The following is a 16,250-nucleotide window of genomic DNA, read 5'->3' as shown; positions in this document are numbered from 1 at the left end:
ACATGGCCGCCGGTATTACCACTTGCGACACGGGCCGAAATGCTTAACGTTGTGCCACCAGTCAATAAAAAAACCTGCGCACGAATGCGTGGAAGTATCACCTAAAACAGGGAGTTCTCATCATGGATGATCAACTGAAACATATGACCGGCCAAGTGGCCAAGGGCACTATGACACGCCGCGAATTCGTCGGGCGTGCCGCTGCTTTGGGCGTGACAGCCGCCGTCGCCAACTCGATGTTGGCGAACCACGCGCAGGCTGCGGCCCACGAAGCACCGATTCGCGGTGGCACACTGAAAATCGGGTCGTCGGGCGGTGAATCCACCAACACGCTTGATCCTGCGCTGACCGCCTCCGAAGTGCCGCTGAACAACCTGCGCCACCTGTACGAAAGCCTTGTCGAGGTCGATCCCAACGGGGAAATCGAAAACCGCATGGCCGAAAGCTACGAGGCCTCGGCCGACGCGAAAACCTGGGCGTTCAAGATCCGCAAGGGCATCCAGTTCCACAACGGCAAGGAAATGACACCCGAAGACGTGCTGAAAACCATGCAGCGCCATTCGGATGAAAACAGCCAATCCGGTGCCTTGGGCATCATGCGCGGCATCGAGAACATGAAGGTCGATGGCGACAACTTCATCGTTGAACTGGGCGTCGGCAACGCTGACCTTCCCTACCTGCTGGCCGACTACCACCTGATGATCCAGCCCGATGGCGGCATGGACAACCCCGGCGCGGGCATCGGCACCGGCCCTTACACGCTGGAAGTCGACGAGCCCGGCGTGCGCCACGGCTTCAAGCGTAACGAAAACTACTGGGACGCCGACAACCGCGGCTTTACAGATTATAACGAGGTGCTGGTACTGAACGATGCCACCGCACGGACCGCGGCGCTGCAGTCGGGTCAGGTCAACATGATCAACCGCGTTGATCCCAAGGTTGCCGCCCTACTGGACCGCGCGCCCAACCTGACGGTGAAATCCGTTGCCGGTCGGGGCCACTATGTGTTTATCGCCCATGTCGACACCGCACCGTTCGACAACAACGACCTGCGTCTGGCGCTGAAATATGCGATCAACCGCGAGGAAATGGTCGACAAGATCCTGCGCGGCTACGGCACCATCGGGAACGACATGCCGATCAACGCCTCTTATCCGCTGTTCGATGAATCGATCCCGCAGCGCGAACATTCCATCGAGAAGGCGAAAGAGCATTACGCCGCCTCCGGTCACGATGGCAGCCCGATCATCCTGCGCGTTGCAGACGGTGCCTTCCCCGGTGCGGTCGATGCGGCATCGCTGTTCCAGGAATCCGCCAAAGCCGCCGGTATCCCGCTTGAGATCAAACGCGAGCCGAACGATGGCTACTGGTCCGAGGTCTGGAACAAACAGCCGTTCTGCGCCTCTTACTGGGGTGGCCGTCCGGTGCAGGACCAGATGTATTCGACCGCCTATCTGTCGACCGCGGACTGGAACGACACCCGCTGGAAGCGCCCCGAGTTCGACGAGATGCTGCTGTCGGCCCGCGCCGAACTAGACGAGGCCAAGCGCAAAGAGACCTACTCCAAGATGGGTCAGATGATCCGCGACGAAGGCGGGTTGATCCTGCCGATGTTCAACGACTTTGTGGATGGTGTCGCCAACAATGTCGGCGGCTGGGTCGAAGATCCCAACGCGGAACTGTCCAACAACAAAGCCGGGATCAAATGCTGGGTCAAAGACGCATAAGGTAAACCCAGCTTATGCATCCCATCGTCAAACTGATCGCCCAACGCTTAGCGTTGGGCCTTCTTCTCCTCTTTGCCGCGTCGATCCTGATCTTCGTAGGCACCTCGATTTTGCCCGGCGACGTGGCACAATCCATCCTAGGTCAATCCGCCACGCCCGAAGCGCTTGCGAACCTGCGCCGAGAGCTTGGCATGAACGATCCCGCCATGACCCGCTATTTCGCCTGGCTGGGCGGCGTGCTTCAAGGAGACTTGGGCACCGCGCTGACCAATGGCCGCGACATCGCAGAAAGCCTTGGCGGGCGTCTGAAGAACACGCTTTTCCTCGCCTTCTGGGCTGCTGCAATCTCTGTGCCGCTGGCGATCTTTCTGGGCCTGCTGGCCGTGCGCTACAAAGACCGCTGGCCCGACAAGCTGATTTCGGCCGTCACGCTGACCACGATCTCTATCCCCGAATTCATGATCGGCTATGTGCTGATCTATTGGGTGGCGATCAAATGGCGGCTGTTTCCGTCGGTGGCGATCATCAACGATAGCATGAGCCTCGGGGCCAAGCTGAACGCGATTGCCATTCCGGTGATGGTGCTGACGCTGGTCGTATTGGCGCATATGATGCGCATGACCCGCGCCGCGATCCTGAATGTGATGCAATCGGCCTATATCGAAACAGCCGAGCTTAAGGGCTTGGGCATGTTGAAGATTATCCGCAAGCACGCCTTCCCCAACGCCATCGCCCCAATCGTCAATGTGGTGATGCTGAACCTCGCCTATCTGGTCGTCGGCGTCGTGGTGGTAGAGGTCGTCTTTGCCTATCCCGGCATGGGGCAATATCTGGTCGATCACGTCAGCAAACGCGACGTGCCCGTGGTGCAAGCCTGCGGTCTGATCTTTGCCGCCGTTTATATCGGGTTGAACCTTGTGGCCGACATCGTGTCGATCCTTGCCAACCCGCGCCTGAGGCATCCCAAATGAGCGCCGCGCATCTCCCCCCGAGGCAATGCGCGACGCACGGGGCCGCAGTTCAGCTTCGCATCAACGCGACCCCCTGCCGCATGCCCGTATCGCCACCTGACGTTGACCCATTCATTTGTTTGGGAGCGAACCCATGAAAAACATTCCAATCTCCGCCATGATCGGCCTGTTCTTTACCAGCGTCTATTTCATCATGGCCGTCTTTGCCCCCTGGCTCGCCCCCTATGGCATGGCTGAAATCGTCGGCGATGTGTGGGAGCCTTCGTCGTCGGAGTTCCTGCTGGGCACCGACAGCATCGGGCGCGATCTGCTGTCGCGTATGATCTACGGCGGACGCACCACGATCTTTATCGCCACTGCAGCCACCATCCTCAGCTTTACGCTGGGGTCCATTCTGGGCTTTTTCGCAGCCGTCTCGGGCGGTTGGGTCGACCAAGCCATTTCGCGCTTTGTCGATCTGATCATGTCGATCCCGTCGCTGATCTTTGCGCTTGTCGTGCTGTCGGTGATGCCGACCACCGTGCCGATCCTGATTATCCTGATGGGTCTGTTGGACAGCACCCGTGTCTACCGTCTGGCGCGCGCTGTGGCCGTGGACATCACCGTGATGGACTATGTCGAGGCCGCCCGCCTGCGCGGCGAGAAGATCGGCTGGATCATTTTCCGTGAAACCCTGCCGAACGCGCTGTCGCCGCTGATCGCCGAGATGGGCCTGCGGTTTATCTTTGCGGTGCTCTTTGTGTCGACGCTGTCGTTTCTGGGTCTGGGCGTGCAGCCCCCTCAAGCTGACTGGGGCGGCATCGTGAAAGAGAACAAGGAAGGCATCAACTATGGTATTCAGGCGGCGCTCTACCCGGCCTATGCCATCGCCACGCTTTGCATCTCTATCAACCTTGTTGCGGACTGGATTTTGAACCGCACCACATCGCTGAAAGGGGGCCGCGGATGACCGAGCCACTTCTCAAGGTACGTGGCCTGAAAATCGGCGCGACCGCCTATCCGCCCGGCGAAAAGCCGATTGATATCAAGATCGTGCACGGCGTCGACTTTGATCTGCAACCCGGCAAGGTGCTGGGGCTGATCGGGGAATCCGGCGCGGGCAAATCTACCATCGGGCTGGCCGCGATGGCCTATGGCCGCGGCGGGGTAGAGATCACCGGCGGCGAGGTTTGGGTCAACGGGCGGGATATCCTCAAGGAGCGCCTGCGCGCCGTGCGCCGCCTGCGCGGCGCCGAGGTGACCTATGTCTCGCAATCCGCGGCGGCGTCTTTCAACCCCGCGAAAAAGATCATGGATCAGGTGACCGAAGCCGCGATCTATCAGAACAAGTTTACCAAGGCCGAGGCCGAGGAACGCGCGGTTGATCTGTTCCGCAAGCTTGGTCTGCCGGACCCAGAAACCATCGGCAACCGCTACCCGCACCAGGTGTCTGGCGGGCAGTTGCAGCGCTGCATGACCGCGCTGGCACTGTGTCCGCAGCCCGATCTGGTGGTCTTTGACGAACCCACCACTGCACTGGATGTGACCACGCAAATCGACGTGCTGGCCGCCATAAAAGAAGCCATCGCTGCCACCGGCGTTGCCGCGCTCTATATCACCCATGACCTCGCGGTTGTGGCACAGGTCAGCGATCATATTATGGTGCTGCAACAAGGGGATATGGTCGAATACGGCACCGTTGATCAGATCATCAACGCGCCCAAGGAAGACTACACCAAAGCGCTTGTATCGGTCCGGTCGATCCGCCACGAGGAAAAGACACCGACCGATACCCCTGTTCTGCGGGTCGAAAACGTCACCGCCCGCTATGCCGGCACGGATTTTGACGTGCTCAAGAAGATCAACGTCGATATTCATCCGGGCCAGACATTGGCTGTCGTGGGGGAATCCGGCTCGGGCAAATCCACGCTGGCCCGCGTGATCACCGGCCTGCTGCCTCCAAGCGACGGGACGATCACCTTTGACGGGCGCGAGCTTGCCCCCGCCCTGGCGCAACGCCCCATCGAAGACCTGCGCGAGATGCAGATGATCTACCAGATGGCCGATACCGCGATGAACCCGCGCCAGACCGTGGGCACCATCATCGGCCGCCCGCTCGAGTTTTATTTCGGGCTGAAAGGCAAGGCAAAGCAGAAGCGTATTCAGGAACTGCTGGACGAGATCGAATTGGGCGACGGGTTTCAGGACCGCTATCCGGCAGAGCTGTCGGGCGGGCAGAAACAACGTGTCTGCATCGCCCGTGCGCTGGCCGCCAAGCCCAAGCTGATCATCTGCGACGAGGTGACAAGCGCGCTTGACCCGCTGGTGGCAGATGGCATCCTCAAGCTGCTGTTGAACCTGCAAAAGATCGAGGATGTCGCCTATCTGTTCATCACCCATGACCTCGCGACAGTAAAAGCCATCGCAGACAGTATCGCTGTGATGTATCAGGGTGAAGTGGTGCGGTATGGCACCAAAAGTCAGGTGCTGTCACCGCCCTTTGACGATTATACCGACCTGCTGCTGAGCTCTGTCCCCGAGATGAAGATCGGCTGGCTGGAAGAAACCATCGCACATCGCAAAATGGAAAGTGCTGGCAATTAGGCCTGTGGGCAACGAGGCGGTTTGTATCGGACAAATACAAGCGCTGTGGCCCGCCGAAGAGGTATCGACATGAAGAACAAGCTGCTTTTGATCATCCTCGACGGTGTGCCCTACCGCAATTTCCGCCGGCTGTTCGGCAATCTGGAAGGCTGGGTCGATAGTGGCGAGGCGCGGGTCTGGACCCAGCGAGCGGTGCTGCCGTCAATCTCTGCCTCCTGCTATGCCTCGATCCACACGGGTGTGGCACCGGCTGAACACGGCTGCACCGGCAACGGAAATGTGTTCCGGCTAAAGCACAAGGACGTCTTCGCCCAGACCCGTGCGGCGGGCGGTGTGACAGGGGCCGTGGCCCATTCTTTCTGGTCGCAATTCTTCAATCGCCACCCCTTCGACTATGTGCGCGATGTGGAATACGACGAACCCGATAGCGACACGATCAACCACGGGCGGTTTCACACGATGACCGGCTACGGGCTGGTGAACCAGATGACCCCTTCGGATGTGGATCTGTTTGGCTCCCTCACCAATCTGGCGCTGCGGTTCGGGCTGAACTACGGAATGCTGCACACCTGCACGCTGGACAGCATGGGGCATCGGTTTTTCCACGACTGTCAGGAAATGGACCACGCCTGCGCCGTCATGGACGAGATGCTGGCCCCCTTCATACCGAAATGGCGCGCCCTGGGGTATGAGGTGATCGTCACAGCGGATCACGGGCAGGACGAACGCGGGCACCACGGCGGACGCAGTGCGTTGCAGCAGGAAACCGCGCTGTATTACTTTGGCGATGCCGAAGGGCCGTCCGAAGATACGGTGATCGACCAGCTGCAGCTCGCGCCGACGATCCTTGGCCGTCTGGGTGCGCCTGTGGCCGATACGATGAAGGCGCAGTCTTTCCTGAAATAATGCCTTTTCTTAGGCCGTGCTGATCGCAGGCCACTGCCCTGCCCCGACAGCGCTGATCGCCGCTGTCACCTGATCAAAGAATGCCCCCGCCTTGCGTGACATCACCCGCGCGCGCAGACAGCCGTGCACAAGGCCCGCGGCCTCGTGCCAATGGGCCTGCCCGCCTGCCCCGTTGATCGCGGCGGCATAGGCTTCCCCATCGCTCGACAGCGGGTCACAGGCGACCGTGAGGATCACCGTAGGCGGCAGGTCGGTAAAGTCGGTATCGTGCAGCGGGGCGTAGCGTGGATCGTCCACAGGCGGCACCCCACCGGATCGCACCTGCTGGTAAAACTCCATATCCGCAACCGTCAGCTGCGGCGCGTTGGCGTGGGTGATATAGCTGCCCTTGCTGCGATCTCCGCCCAGTCCGGGATAGATCAGAACCTGACCCGCTATGCGCCCGTCATGAGTTCCTCGCGCGGTATGGGCGACGGCGGCAGCAAGATTGCCGCCCGCACTGTCCCCCGCCAATACAATCCCGCCGTCATATGCGGCTGCAATCGCCTGAAACGCTGCCCATGCGTCGTTGAAGCAAGCGGGAAAGACGGCCTCGGGGGCGAGCGCGTAGTCGACAGAGATCACACGGTAGCCGGTCGCGGCGCAAATTTCGGCGCAGACATCATCGTGACTGTCGAGCCCGCCAACAACAAACCCGCCGCCGTGATAGTAGACGACCGTGATCGCGGATGTGTCGGCCTCGTAAACGCGACATGGGACGCCGCCGAAGGCCACGTCCCATGTGCGGACCCCATCAGGGTGGGGTTGGTGAAAAGCAGCGCACATCCGGTTATAGACAGCGCGCTGCTGGTCGATGGTGAGTGACACCGCGTCCGGTGGATAGAAACTGTCCGAGCGGTCCATATAGGCCCAGATTTCCTCATCCAGTAGAACGCGGTAGTCGGGTTGGATCACGCGGCCTCCCAACCGAAGGTAAAGACGTCCAGCGATGCGCCGACATCAGCCTCGCTTGCGCCATTCATGGCGATTTGCGCAACCAGACCGCGTTTCTTGTCATCGGTGACAGAGGCAACACGCGCGGGCAGACCGGCGGCTTCCAACGTCTCGTCATAGACGCGCGTGATCGCGTTTTTGCGCAGGTCGGGCTTGAAGATCTTGCCGACGGCGGTTTTGGGCAGCTCGCTCATGATGGTCATGTGCTTGGGCTGCGCCGCGCGTTCCTGCACGTGCTCTTTGCAGAACTCAAGCAGTTCGGCTTCGGTGATCGACGCACCTGCGACCAGTTCGACAAAGGCGCAAGGTACCTCGCCCGCGTGGGCATCGGGCTGGCCGATGGCACCGGCAAAGGCGACCGCCTCGTGACCCAGAAGCGCCTCTTCGATCTCGGCGGGGTCGATGTTGTGACCGCCACGGATGATCAGGTCTTTGGCGCGGCCTGTGATCCAGAGGTATTTGTCGCTGTCGATACGGCCCAGATCCCCTGTCCGCAGGTGCGTGCCCTGATAGTAGAGATCCTTGTTCTTATCGGCTTCGGTATAGGTATTGCCCGCATAGACGCCGGGGTTCGAGATACAGATCTCGCCGATCTCGTCGACCTCTGCCTCCACCAGCCCGTCGCTGGTGCTTTTGACAATCTTCACATCCGTATAGGGGAAGGTGATCCCGATACTGCCCACTTTGCGCACGCCGTCCGTCGGGTTCGACGACACAAGGCAGGTCGCCTCTGTCAGGCCGTAGCCTTCGATCAGCGTGATGCCGGTGGCCTTTTCAAAGCGGCGGAACAGTTCCAGCGGCAAGGGTGCCGAGCCGGAGAAGGCGGTTTTCACGGTCGAGATATCAGCGTTGATCGGGCGCTGCATCTTGGCGGAAATCGCCGTAGGGACAGTGATGATGAAAGTGATTTTCCAGCGCTCGACCAGCTTCCAGAAATTGTCGAACACGCCGTCCCCACGATAGCCCTGAGGCGTCGGGAAGACCACATGCGCACCGGATTTCACCGCCGCCATAAGGATCACGTGGCAGGCGAAAACGTGGAACAACGGCAGCGGACACATGATGTTGTCGTTTTCCGTATACAGCAGCGTATGCCCAAGCCAGCCGTTATAGACCATGCCGGAATACTTGTGCTGCGCCACTTTCGGCATGCCCGTTGTCCCGCCGGTGTGGAAGTAGAAGGCGACGCGATCCTCTTGCGGATCGTCGAATGTCAGCTCGGCCGGTTGCTTGGCGATTTCGGAATTGAAGTTCTTGTAGGTCGCTTGATTGGTGACCTTCAACTTTGGACGGATCAGCGGCACAATCCACGACTTTGGCGCGGTCAGATAGCGGCACAGGTCCACTTCGAGCACGGTCGTGACATTCGGTGCCAGCTTGACCGCCTCGGCGGTTTTCTCGGCCACATCCGTCTTGGGGAAAGGCCGCAGGGTCACAACGACCTTGGCATTGGTTTCACGCAGGATCGATCCGATCTGCTCTGCCTCGAGCAACGGGTTGATGGGGTTCGCGATCCCTGCGACCGCACCGCCCAGAAGCGTGATGACCGTCTCGTTACAGTTTGGCAGGACATAGGCGACCACATCGGTCGGCCCCACACCCAGCGACCGGAACAGATTGGCCGCACGGCCCACCTGCCCCCGCAACTGCGACCAGCTTAGGGTTTCCGCGTGATCTTTCGGCCCAGAGAAAATCTGGTAGCTGATCGCGTCGTGGCTTGGAAACTTTCCGGCGGTTTCGCTCAACATGCTCCAAAGTGTTTTGGGCACGTCGCGGTCAGCCCACGGCATTTCTGCTTCGATTGCGTTACGGTCTTCTACACCGGCAAATGACATTATGTTCCTCCCTTAGTGGTGCGGTTTGCCCGCATCCCGTTATTCCCTGTTGTCAAAGATGATTGCTAATTTCAGCTTTCGCAAGCATTTGCAGGCGCTCAAACGCTGCGTTCAAGCCCACTGACCCAACGGAAGGCTCGAAAAAAAGCGGCAGACGCCGCCTGCCGCTCTCTTTTATGGGGTAAAAGCGCGTGGCACACCCCTTTTGTGTAGTGCGATTACTTGGCAGGAATACGCAGCATCTGACCGGGATAGATTTTATCGGGGTGGGTCAGCATGGGTTTATTCGCTTCAAAGATTTCTTCATAGCGCGCGCCATTGCCAAGGGTCTTGGCCGCGATGGCCCAAAGCGTGTCGCCTTTTTCAACGGTGTGGAAGGTGCCGTCCCCCTCGCCGCCGTCCATGTCTTCTTCAACCGCGGCAACGCCTTCGACGTTCCCCACGGCCAGAATGACCTTTTCTTTCATCTCTTGGCTCGCTGCCTTGCCCGAAACCTTGACCTTGTCGCCTTCGACAGAAATATCGAGCCCTTCTGCATCAAGCCCGAGGTCTTTCAATTCATCCTGAAGCGCGGCTCCGGTGACTTCGGTATCATCACCGCCGCCAAACACTTTCTTGCCGGCGTCTTTTACGAAACTCCACAAACCCATGTTGTTCTCCTTCTGGATCCATTCGGGTGTGATTGTTTCCATTTAACCGTGAAATTCACAAGGTTTTTTATACGTCCGCGCGCCCATCGGTGAATTGCAGCCGCGCCAGGCGCGCATAGAGCCCCCCCTTGGTGACCAGCTCGTCATGGGTGCCCATATCGACGATCCGCCCTGCTTCCAGCACGACAATGCGATCAGCCTTTTTCACCGTCGCCAAACGGTGCGCGACGATCAGGGTGGTGCGGTCCGCGCTCAACCGATCCACGGCGGCCTGCACGGCGCGTTCGCTTTCGGCATCCAAGGCGCTTGTGGCTTCGTCCAGCAGCAGCACCGGCGCGTCGCGCAGGATGGCGCGGGCGATGGCGATACGCTGCTTTTGCCCGCCCGACAGCATCACCCCGCGTTCGCCCAGATAGCTGTCGTAGCCGTCGGGCAATGCGCTGATGAACCCGTGGGCGGCGGCGGCGTCGGCCGCGGCGTCAATCTCGGCGTCTGTGGCGTCGGGGCGGCCAAAGCGGATATTCTCGCGGGCAGAGGCGGCGAAGATCACCGGATCTTGCGGCACCAAGGCGACCGACCGGCGGAAGGCCGCACGCGAAACATCGCGCAGATCGACCCCGTCAAGGGTGATCCGCCCGGAGGCAGGGTCATAGAACCGCAGAATCAACTGGATGATCGTGGTCTTGCCTGCACCCGAGGGCCCGACGAACGCGACCGTTTCACCGGGGTTGATCGACAGGTTGATCCCGTCCAGTGCCTGCACATCAGGTCGTGCGGGGTATCTGAAATGCACGTCCTCAAAGGCAATCCGACCGGCGACAGGGCTGGGCAAGGCGATGGCCGCAGCGGGGTCTTGCACGGTGTCTTCGGTCCGCAACAGCTCTACCAGACGTTCCGTGGCACCGGCGGCGCGTTGAAGTTCACCCCATATCTCGGACAGCGCCGCGACCCCGCCTGCCACCATCACGGCATAGATCACGAATTGCACCAAGGCGCCGGGGGTCATCTGGTCGGCACGCACATCCCGCGCGCCCATCCACAAAACGCCCACGACGCCGGCAAATACCAGAAAGATCACAATAATCGTCATCAGCGCGCGGGTCTTGATCCGACGCTGCGCCGCATCATAGGACGCTTCGGTCATCTGTGCGAATTGCGATTGGCTGGCGGCTTCATTGGTAAAGGCCTGAACGGTCTGCACCGCGCCCAAACTCTCGGACGCATTGCCCGAGCTGGCCGCGATCCAGTCCTGATTTTCACGGCTCAGCACCCGCAAGCGCCGCCCCAGAACAAGGATCGGCACAATGACCGCCGGTACGATCAACAACACCATCGCCGTCAGCTTGGCCGAGGTGAACAGCATCAGCACCAGCCCACCGGTCACGATCAGCATATTGCGCAGCGCGATGGACACGGACGACCCGATCACCGACAGGATCAGCGTGGTGTCCGTGGTGATCCGGCTCAGCACCTCGCCGGTCATCAGGTTCTCGTAGAACGCCGGGCTCATAGAGATCACGCGATCGAACACCGCCTTGCGGATATCGGCAACGACCCGTTCGCCAAAGCGCGTCACCAGCGCATAGCGCAGCCCCGTGCCCACGGCCAGAAGGGCCGCGATGATCAGGGCGGCAACGAAGTACTGGTCCAGCAGTTCGGCCTCGCCGGTGCCGAAGTTATCGATCACGCGGCGCACGGCCAGCGGCAGCGTCAAAGAGATCATCGCCGTGAGCACCAGCGCCAGAATGGCCGCGATCATCAGCCCGCGATAGGGTGCAAGAAACGGCAGCAGCGCACGCAGGGCCCCCAACTCACGCGATTTTTCGCGTTCTTCGGTGCCGGGGCCGGGCGTCGGGGTACGTGCCATGAGATATCCTTTGGAGTGCTGCCGTGTCATCGCCCGCACATCGCGCGGGGTCAAGGGCTGCACCCCTAAGGCGCTTGCGACAAAAGCGCATTGATCCAGCGCAAATAGCCAAAATCAAAAGGATGTCGGGAAAGGAGTGGAGCGGGCGGCGGGAATCGAACCCGCGTCTTCTGCGTGGAAGGCAGAGGTCTTACCATTACACAACGCCCGCGCTACGGGAGGAGGGGTAAGTCATACGCTGCGGGTCGTCAAGGCCGTCTGCACGCGCGAAATGCAGCAAAGATCAAAATGCGCCATTTGCCGCCCTTTACCTGGCCCTGCCGATGGCGCAAATTCCGCGCTACCAAAGGTCAGAAGGAGACGACGATGCCCAACCCGCTTTACGACGCTTTATTCGGTCGCCACATCGGGCAAAACACGCCGTTCCTGATCCTGCCGGACGGGCGCACCATCACCCACGACCAATTCATCCGCTCTGCCGCGCGCTATGCCAATGCGTTTTCGGACAAGGGGCTGACAGCGGGCGACCGTGTCGCGGTGCAGGTCGGCAAATCGCCGGATGCGCTGGCGCTTTATGCCGCTTGCGTACAGGCAGGGCTGGTGTTCTTGCCGCTCAACCCCGGCTACACCGCGTCCGAGGTGGATTATTTCGTCGGCAACTCGGGCGCGCGGCTGCTGGTTTGCGATCCTGCCGATGTTCCCGAACTCACGCCGGTCGCTGCCGCCGCCGGTGCTGCGGTAGAGACGATGGACAACACCGGCCGCGGCACGCTGCGCGATCTGGCGGCCACCCTGCCCGACACATTCGATACCGTCGACCGCGGGGCCGAGGATCTGGCCGCCTTCCTCTATACCTCGGGCACCACAGGCCGATCAAAAGGCGCGATGCTGAGCCAGCGCAACCTGCTGAGCAACGCCGAAACGCTGGTTGATGTCTGGCAATTCACCAAGGCTGATGTGCTGCTGCATGCGCTGCCGATTTTCCACACGCACGGGCTGTTCGTGGCGACCAATATCATGCTGCTCAGCGGTGGCGCGATGGTGTTCCTGCCCAAGCTCGATATCGATCAGTTGATCCGTTTCATGCCGCAGGCCACCGCGTTGATGGGCGTGCCGACCTTCTACACCCGTTTGCTGGGCTCTGATGACTTCACCGCCGGGTTGACGGCGCATATGCGTCTGTTCATCTCGGGCTCTGCCCCCTTGCTGGCCGAAACGCACAAGCAGTTCGAGGAACGCACAGGCCACCGTATTCTGGAACGCTACGGGATGACGGAAACCAATATGAACACGTCGAACCCCTATGACGGGCCGCGGCGCGGCGGGACCGTCGGCACACCCCTGCCGGGGGTCGAGCTCAAGATTTGCGACCCCGATACCGGCGAGACCCTACCACAGGGAGAGATCGGCGTCGTCGAGGTCCGCGGGCCGAATGTTTTCCAAGGCTATTGGCAGATGCCCGAAAAAACCGCCGCTGAACTGCGTGCGGACGGGTTCTTTATCACCGGCGATCTGGGGCTGATTGATGAAGACGGCTATGTGCAGATTGTCGGGCGCGGCAAGGATCTGATCATATCCGGCGGCTATAACATCTATCCCAAAGAGGTCGAACAGGTGCTGGACGATCAACCCGGCGTGCTGGAAAGCGCCGTGATCGGCGTGGCTCATGGGGATCTGGGCGAGGCACCGGTTGGTGTGCTGGTCGCCGATGGCAGCCGAGATCTGGACCTAGAGGCGCTGTCGCAGACCGTCGCGCAATCGCTGGCGCGGTTCAAATGTCCGCGCAAGCTGGTGGTGATTGATGCCCTGCCCCGCAATACGATGGGCAAGGTGCAAAAGAACCTGCTGCGCGAAACCTATGGGGATCTGTTCAAGGGCTGACTACGGGTGCGGGTCGCCCACACAGGGCGTGCCGCCTGCCACCCAGATCGCCAGCGCCTCCTGCATCTCGGGGATGCTACCGGGGGCCGCCTCGCGCCCTGCGCCGGGGTCAAAGCCCCATGCAACAAAGGCCGACGTTCGCAGGTGATCGGACAGGTCTTCGGGCGCAAAGGCACCGTTGCTGTCGGGGTCACGCAGTTGTGCGCATATCTCGGCGCTGGTCTTGCCTTTCCACGCCATCTCAATCGGGGGAAGCCGCCATGCGTCCGCAATCATCGGCGGCGCGTGCGGGACGTTATTTTCCGACGCGGCGCTGATGTGGCAGGTACGGCAGGGCATCGTCTCGGCCCCGATGCGGCTTTCATCGGCAAGGATGTTCATGCCGTGCACGGGCGCTTGGTCGGCTGCCTCCTCGTGGCCCAACCCCTCCCAGAGCGGCACGCCAGCAGGGCCCACGTGGCAATTGGTACAGCGCGGATGTGAAACGACCGTGTGGATATCATCCCACGCCGCCAGCGCCGCTGCGCGATCGGGTGCTTCTTGCGCAAAAGCACCACCCGCGCAGACCAGCGCGATGATCCCCCCGCGAAGGGAGATCATACAAAATCAATCGACTTGGACAGCGGCAGTTCGCGGATACGCTGCCCCGTCGCGGCAAAGATCGCATTGGCCAAAGCAGGTGCTGCGGGGGGGACGGCGGGTTCACCGATGCCCCTGATCTTGTCGCCATTCTCAAGCCCGCGCACCATGATCAAAGGCGTCTGATGCAGGCGCATCCCTTCGTAGGCGTGGTAGTTATCCTGCTCTGCCACGCCGTCGCGATAGGTCAGCTCGCAGTTCATCGCGTGGCCCAGGCCAAAGATCACACCGCCTTGCAACTGCGCCTCAAAGTTCACGGGGTCCAGCACGCGGCCCACATCGGCGGCGACAAATACCTTGTCGATACGGATGCCGTCGGGGGTGTTGGTGACCTCGACCACCTCGGCCACGGGCACGCCAAAGGCCAGCGTAAACGCCAGCCCCCGCCCCCGGTTCGGCCCCAGATCGCTGCCCCATTCCGACATCTCGCCCACGGCCTCCAGCACCTTGCGCGATGCGTCGTGCCAACACAGGCGCAGCCGCTCTTGCAACGGGTCTGCGCCCGCGGCGTGGCACATCTCATCCATGAAGCTTTCGTGCATGAACCCGTTGCCCGACGCACCGACCGACCGCCAAGAGCTGATGGGCACCATCGCTGGCGTGCGGTAGCCGGTGACGCGGTAGTTGGGGATCTGGAACGGCTGGTCCCAGGCCCCCGCGACAATCGCCACATCAGGACCGAAGGCGGGCTGGTTCAACCTTGCGAGCGAGGATTCAGCGACCGAGGGGGCCGCGATCGACAGATCAAACGCCGCGATACCGGCATCCGCCACAGCACCGCGCCCGCGCGCAATGGCCAGCGGGCGGGGGAAATCATGGGTGAAGTCTTCCTCGCGCTGCCAGATCATCTTGATCGGCGTGTCAGGCATCTGCATCGCGATCTCGACCGCTTGGGCGATATAATCATCCTCAAGGCGCCGGCCAAAGCTGCCACCGGACATCAGCACATGCACGTGGATGTCATCCCCGTCCAACCCCGTCAGCCGCGCCATATTCGCCTTGACGAAACGGGGGATTTGCGTGCCGGTCCAGATATCCAGCCGCCCCTCGGTGAGCTTGACCACGACGCTCATCGGTTCCATCGGGGCATGGGCCAGATAGGGGATGCGGTATTCCGCCTCGACCACCGAGGCATCTTGCAACGCCTCTTCTACATCGCCTTCGTCCTTGAACCGGCTGTCGCGGTGATCCTCGGTGAAAGAGGCCGCCACAGCGGCAAACTGGTCAGCGCTGTCACCGATATAGGGCGACGGACCCCAGTCACATTCAACCGCCTGAGCCGCCTGAAACGCGCGCCATGTGTTATCCGCCACCACAGCGATGCCGCCGGTGATGGGCAAGACTGCGCTGACCCCGCGCATCTGGCGTGCCGCCTCGGCGTCAAAACCGTTCAGCCCGCCGCCAATCGACGGATTGGTGCGGGTCGTGGCGATCACCATACCGTCCATCTGCATGTCGATGCCGTAGATCTGCCGACCGGTGGATTTCGCCACGATGTCGGTCCGCTTCTGCGGCTTGGTCAGATAGCGCCATTCCGATGGATCACGCAGGGTGACATCCTGTACCGGCTCGATCTCAGCGGCGATGCTGGCAAGGTCGATGTATTCGATCTTCAACCCATCGGGCAGCACGATGCAGCCGTTCTCTGTCCCCAGTTGGTCGCGCGGCAGGCCGGTCTGCTTCATCGCGGCCTTGATCAGCGTCTCGCGTGCGACGGCACCGGCCATGCGCAGGCGATCATACATATCAGGCACGGTGGACGAGCCGCCGGTGATATGCAGCCCCATCAGCTTGCCCATGACATCGACCGCACCGCGCCCGCCGCGTGCCAGCATCGTGTCAGAGGTCGCCGCAATCGGCAGCGCCTCTGCCCCGACAACGCCGTTGTAGTAAATCGCATCCGCCGGACCGGGCGACAGCTTGGCGCTGCGTGGGTCAATGTCGAGCTCTTCGGCGATCATATGCGCCTGCATCGACCACGCGCCCTGCCCCACATCCGCGCGCGGCGTGATCAGCGTGATCCCTTGAGCGTCGATCTTGACGTAGGGGGTGATCGCGGTTTCGCCGGGTTTCAACCCGTCGAGCAGCGGGTTCTCCCCCTCGCGTTTGTAAAGATAGGTGCCAAAGACGACGCCGCCTGCAACAGCGGCAGAGCCAATCAGGAAGCTGCGGCGCGCAATTGTTTTCACACGTCCCAT

At 61.2% G+C, this 16,250-nt stretch carries 12 protein-coding genes and 1 tRNA gene; 6 read left to right on the top strand and 7 right to left on the bottom strand.

Annotated features, from left to right (window positions below):
• Window positions 1-122 precede the first annotated feature (122 nt).
• The 5 genes from ACTRWK_RS09070 (at window position 123) to ACTRWK_RS09050 (ending at window position 6,187) form a co-directional block, all read left to right on the top strand.
• The gene (locus ACTRWK_RS09070) at window positions 123-1,727 is read left to right on the top strand and encodes an ABC transporter substrate-binding protein (RefSeq protein ID WP_037943738.1); all 1,605 of its coding nucleotides are present in this window, start codon (window positions 123-125) and stop codon (window positions 1,725-1,727) included.
• A gap of 14 nt (window positions 1,728-1,741) precedes the next feature.
• Window positions 1,742-2,698, top strand: coding sequence for an ABC transporter permease (locus tag ACTRWK_RS09065; protein ID WP_005852247.1), 957 nt, complete (start codon window positions 1,742-1,744; stop codon window positions 2,696-2,698).
• Window positions 2,699-2,831: 133 nt separating this feature from the next.
• On the top strand, window positions 2,832-3,647 hold the full coding sequence (locus ACTRWK_RS09060) for an ABC transporter permease (RefSeq protein WP_009826461.1): 816 nt from the start codon (window positions 2,832-2,834) through the stop codon (window positions 3,645-3,647).
• The gene (locus tag ACTRWK_RS09055) at window positions 3,644-5,281 is read left to right on the top strand and encodes an ABC transporter ATP-binding protein (RefSeq protein WP_005852242.1); all 1,638 of its coding nucleotides are present in this window, start codon (window positions 3,644-3,646) and stop codon (window positions 5,279-5,281) included. The genes ACTRWK_RS09060 and ACTRWK_RS09055 overlap by 4 nt, the downstream gene beginning before the upstream one ends.
• 69 nt (window positions 5,282-5,350) lie before the next feature.
• Window positions 5,351-6,187 carry an alkaline phosphatase family protein gene (locus tag ACTRWK_RS09050; RefSeq protein ID WP_037943735.1) on the top strand — a complete coding sequence of 279 codons (837 nt, stop codon included), beginning with the start codon at window positions 5,351-5,353 and terminating at the stop codon, window positions 6,185-6,187.
• Window positions 6,188-6,196: 9 nt separating this feature from the next.
• Here ACTRWK_RS09050 and ACTRWK_RS09045 read toward each other — a convergent pair whose 3' ends face one another.
• The 5 genes from ACTRWK_RS09045 to ACTRWK_RS09025 form a co-directional block, all read right to left on the bottom strand.
• A complete protein-coding gene (locus ACTRWK_RS09045; protein ID WP_289081908.1) occupies window positions 6,197-7,141 on the bottom strand; it encodes an alpha/beta hydrolase in 945 nt (314 codons plus the stop codon).
• Window positions 7,138-9,015: an acyl-CoA synthetase gene (locus ACTRWK_RS09040; protein WP_009826457.1), complete on the bottom strand. Its 1,878-nt coding sequence runs from the start codon at window positions 9,013-9,015 to the stop codon at window positions 7,138-7,140. Before ACTRWK_RS09040 ends, ACTRWK_RS09045 begins: the two co-directional genes overlap by 4 nt.
• A gap of 218 nt (window positions 9,016-9,233) precedes the next feature.
• Complete coding sequence (lysM, locus tag ACTRWK_RS09035) at window positions 9,234-9,665, bottom strand: peptidoglycan-binding protein LysM (RefSeq protein ID WP_037943733.1); 432 nt, start codon at window positions 9,663-9,665, stop codon at window positions 9,234-9,236.
• 67 nt (window positions 9,666-9,732) lie between these two features.
• A complete protein-coding gene (locus ACTRWK_RS09030) occupies window positions 9,733-11,532 on the bottom strand; it encodes an ABC transporter transmembrane domain-containing protein (protein WP_037943732.1) in 1,800 nt (599 codons plus the stop codon).
• A 137-nt stretch (window positions 11,533-11,669) separates the two neighbouring features.
• A tRNA-Gly gene (locus ACTRWK_RS09025) sits at window positions 11,670-11,743 on the bottom strand.
• A gap of 155 nt (window positions 11,744-11,898) precedes the next feature.
• Here ACTRWK_RS09025 and ACTRWK_RS09020 point away from each other — a divergent pair.
• Window positions 11,899-13,413 (top strand): malonate--CoA ligase, encoded by a 1,515-nt coding sequence (locus tag ACTRWK_RS09020; protein ID WP_037943731.1) that lies wholly within the window; start codon window positions 11,899-11,901, stop codon window positions 13,411-13,413.
• On the opposite strand, the gene ACTRWK_RS09015 is transcribed toward ACTRWK_RS09020, so the two are convergent.
• Both ACTRWK_RS09015 and ACTRWK_RS09010 read right to left on the bottom strand, forming a co-directional pair.
• Complete coding sequence (locus ACTRWK_RS09015) at window positions 13,414-14,013, bottom strand: hypothetical protein (protein ID WP_037943730.1); 600 nt, start codon at window positions 14,011-14,013, stop codon at window positions 13,414-13,416.
• Window positions 14,010-16,250: a xanthine dehydrogenase family protein molybdopterin-binding subunit gene (locus ACTRWK_RS09010; protein ID WP_289081941.1), complete on the bottom strand. Its 2,241-nt coding sequence runs from the start codon at window positions 16,248-16,250 to the stop codon at window positions 14,010-14,012. Before ACTRWK_RS09010 ends, ACTRWK_RS09015 begins: the two co-directional genes overlap by 4 nt.

The organism is Sulfitobacter sp. G5_S2_6_S6, assembly GCF_054968505.1.
This window is presented reverse-complemented; position numbering and strand designations above follow the sequence as displayed.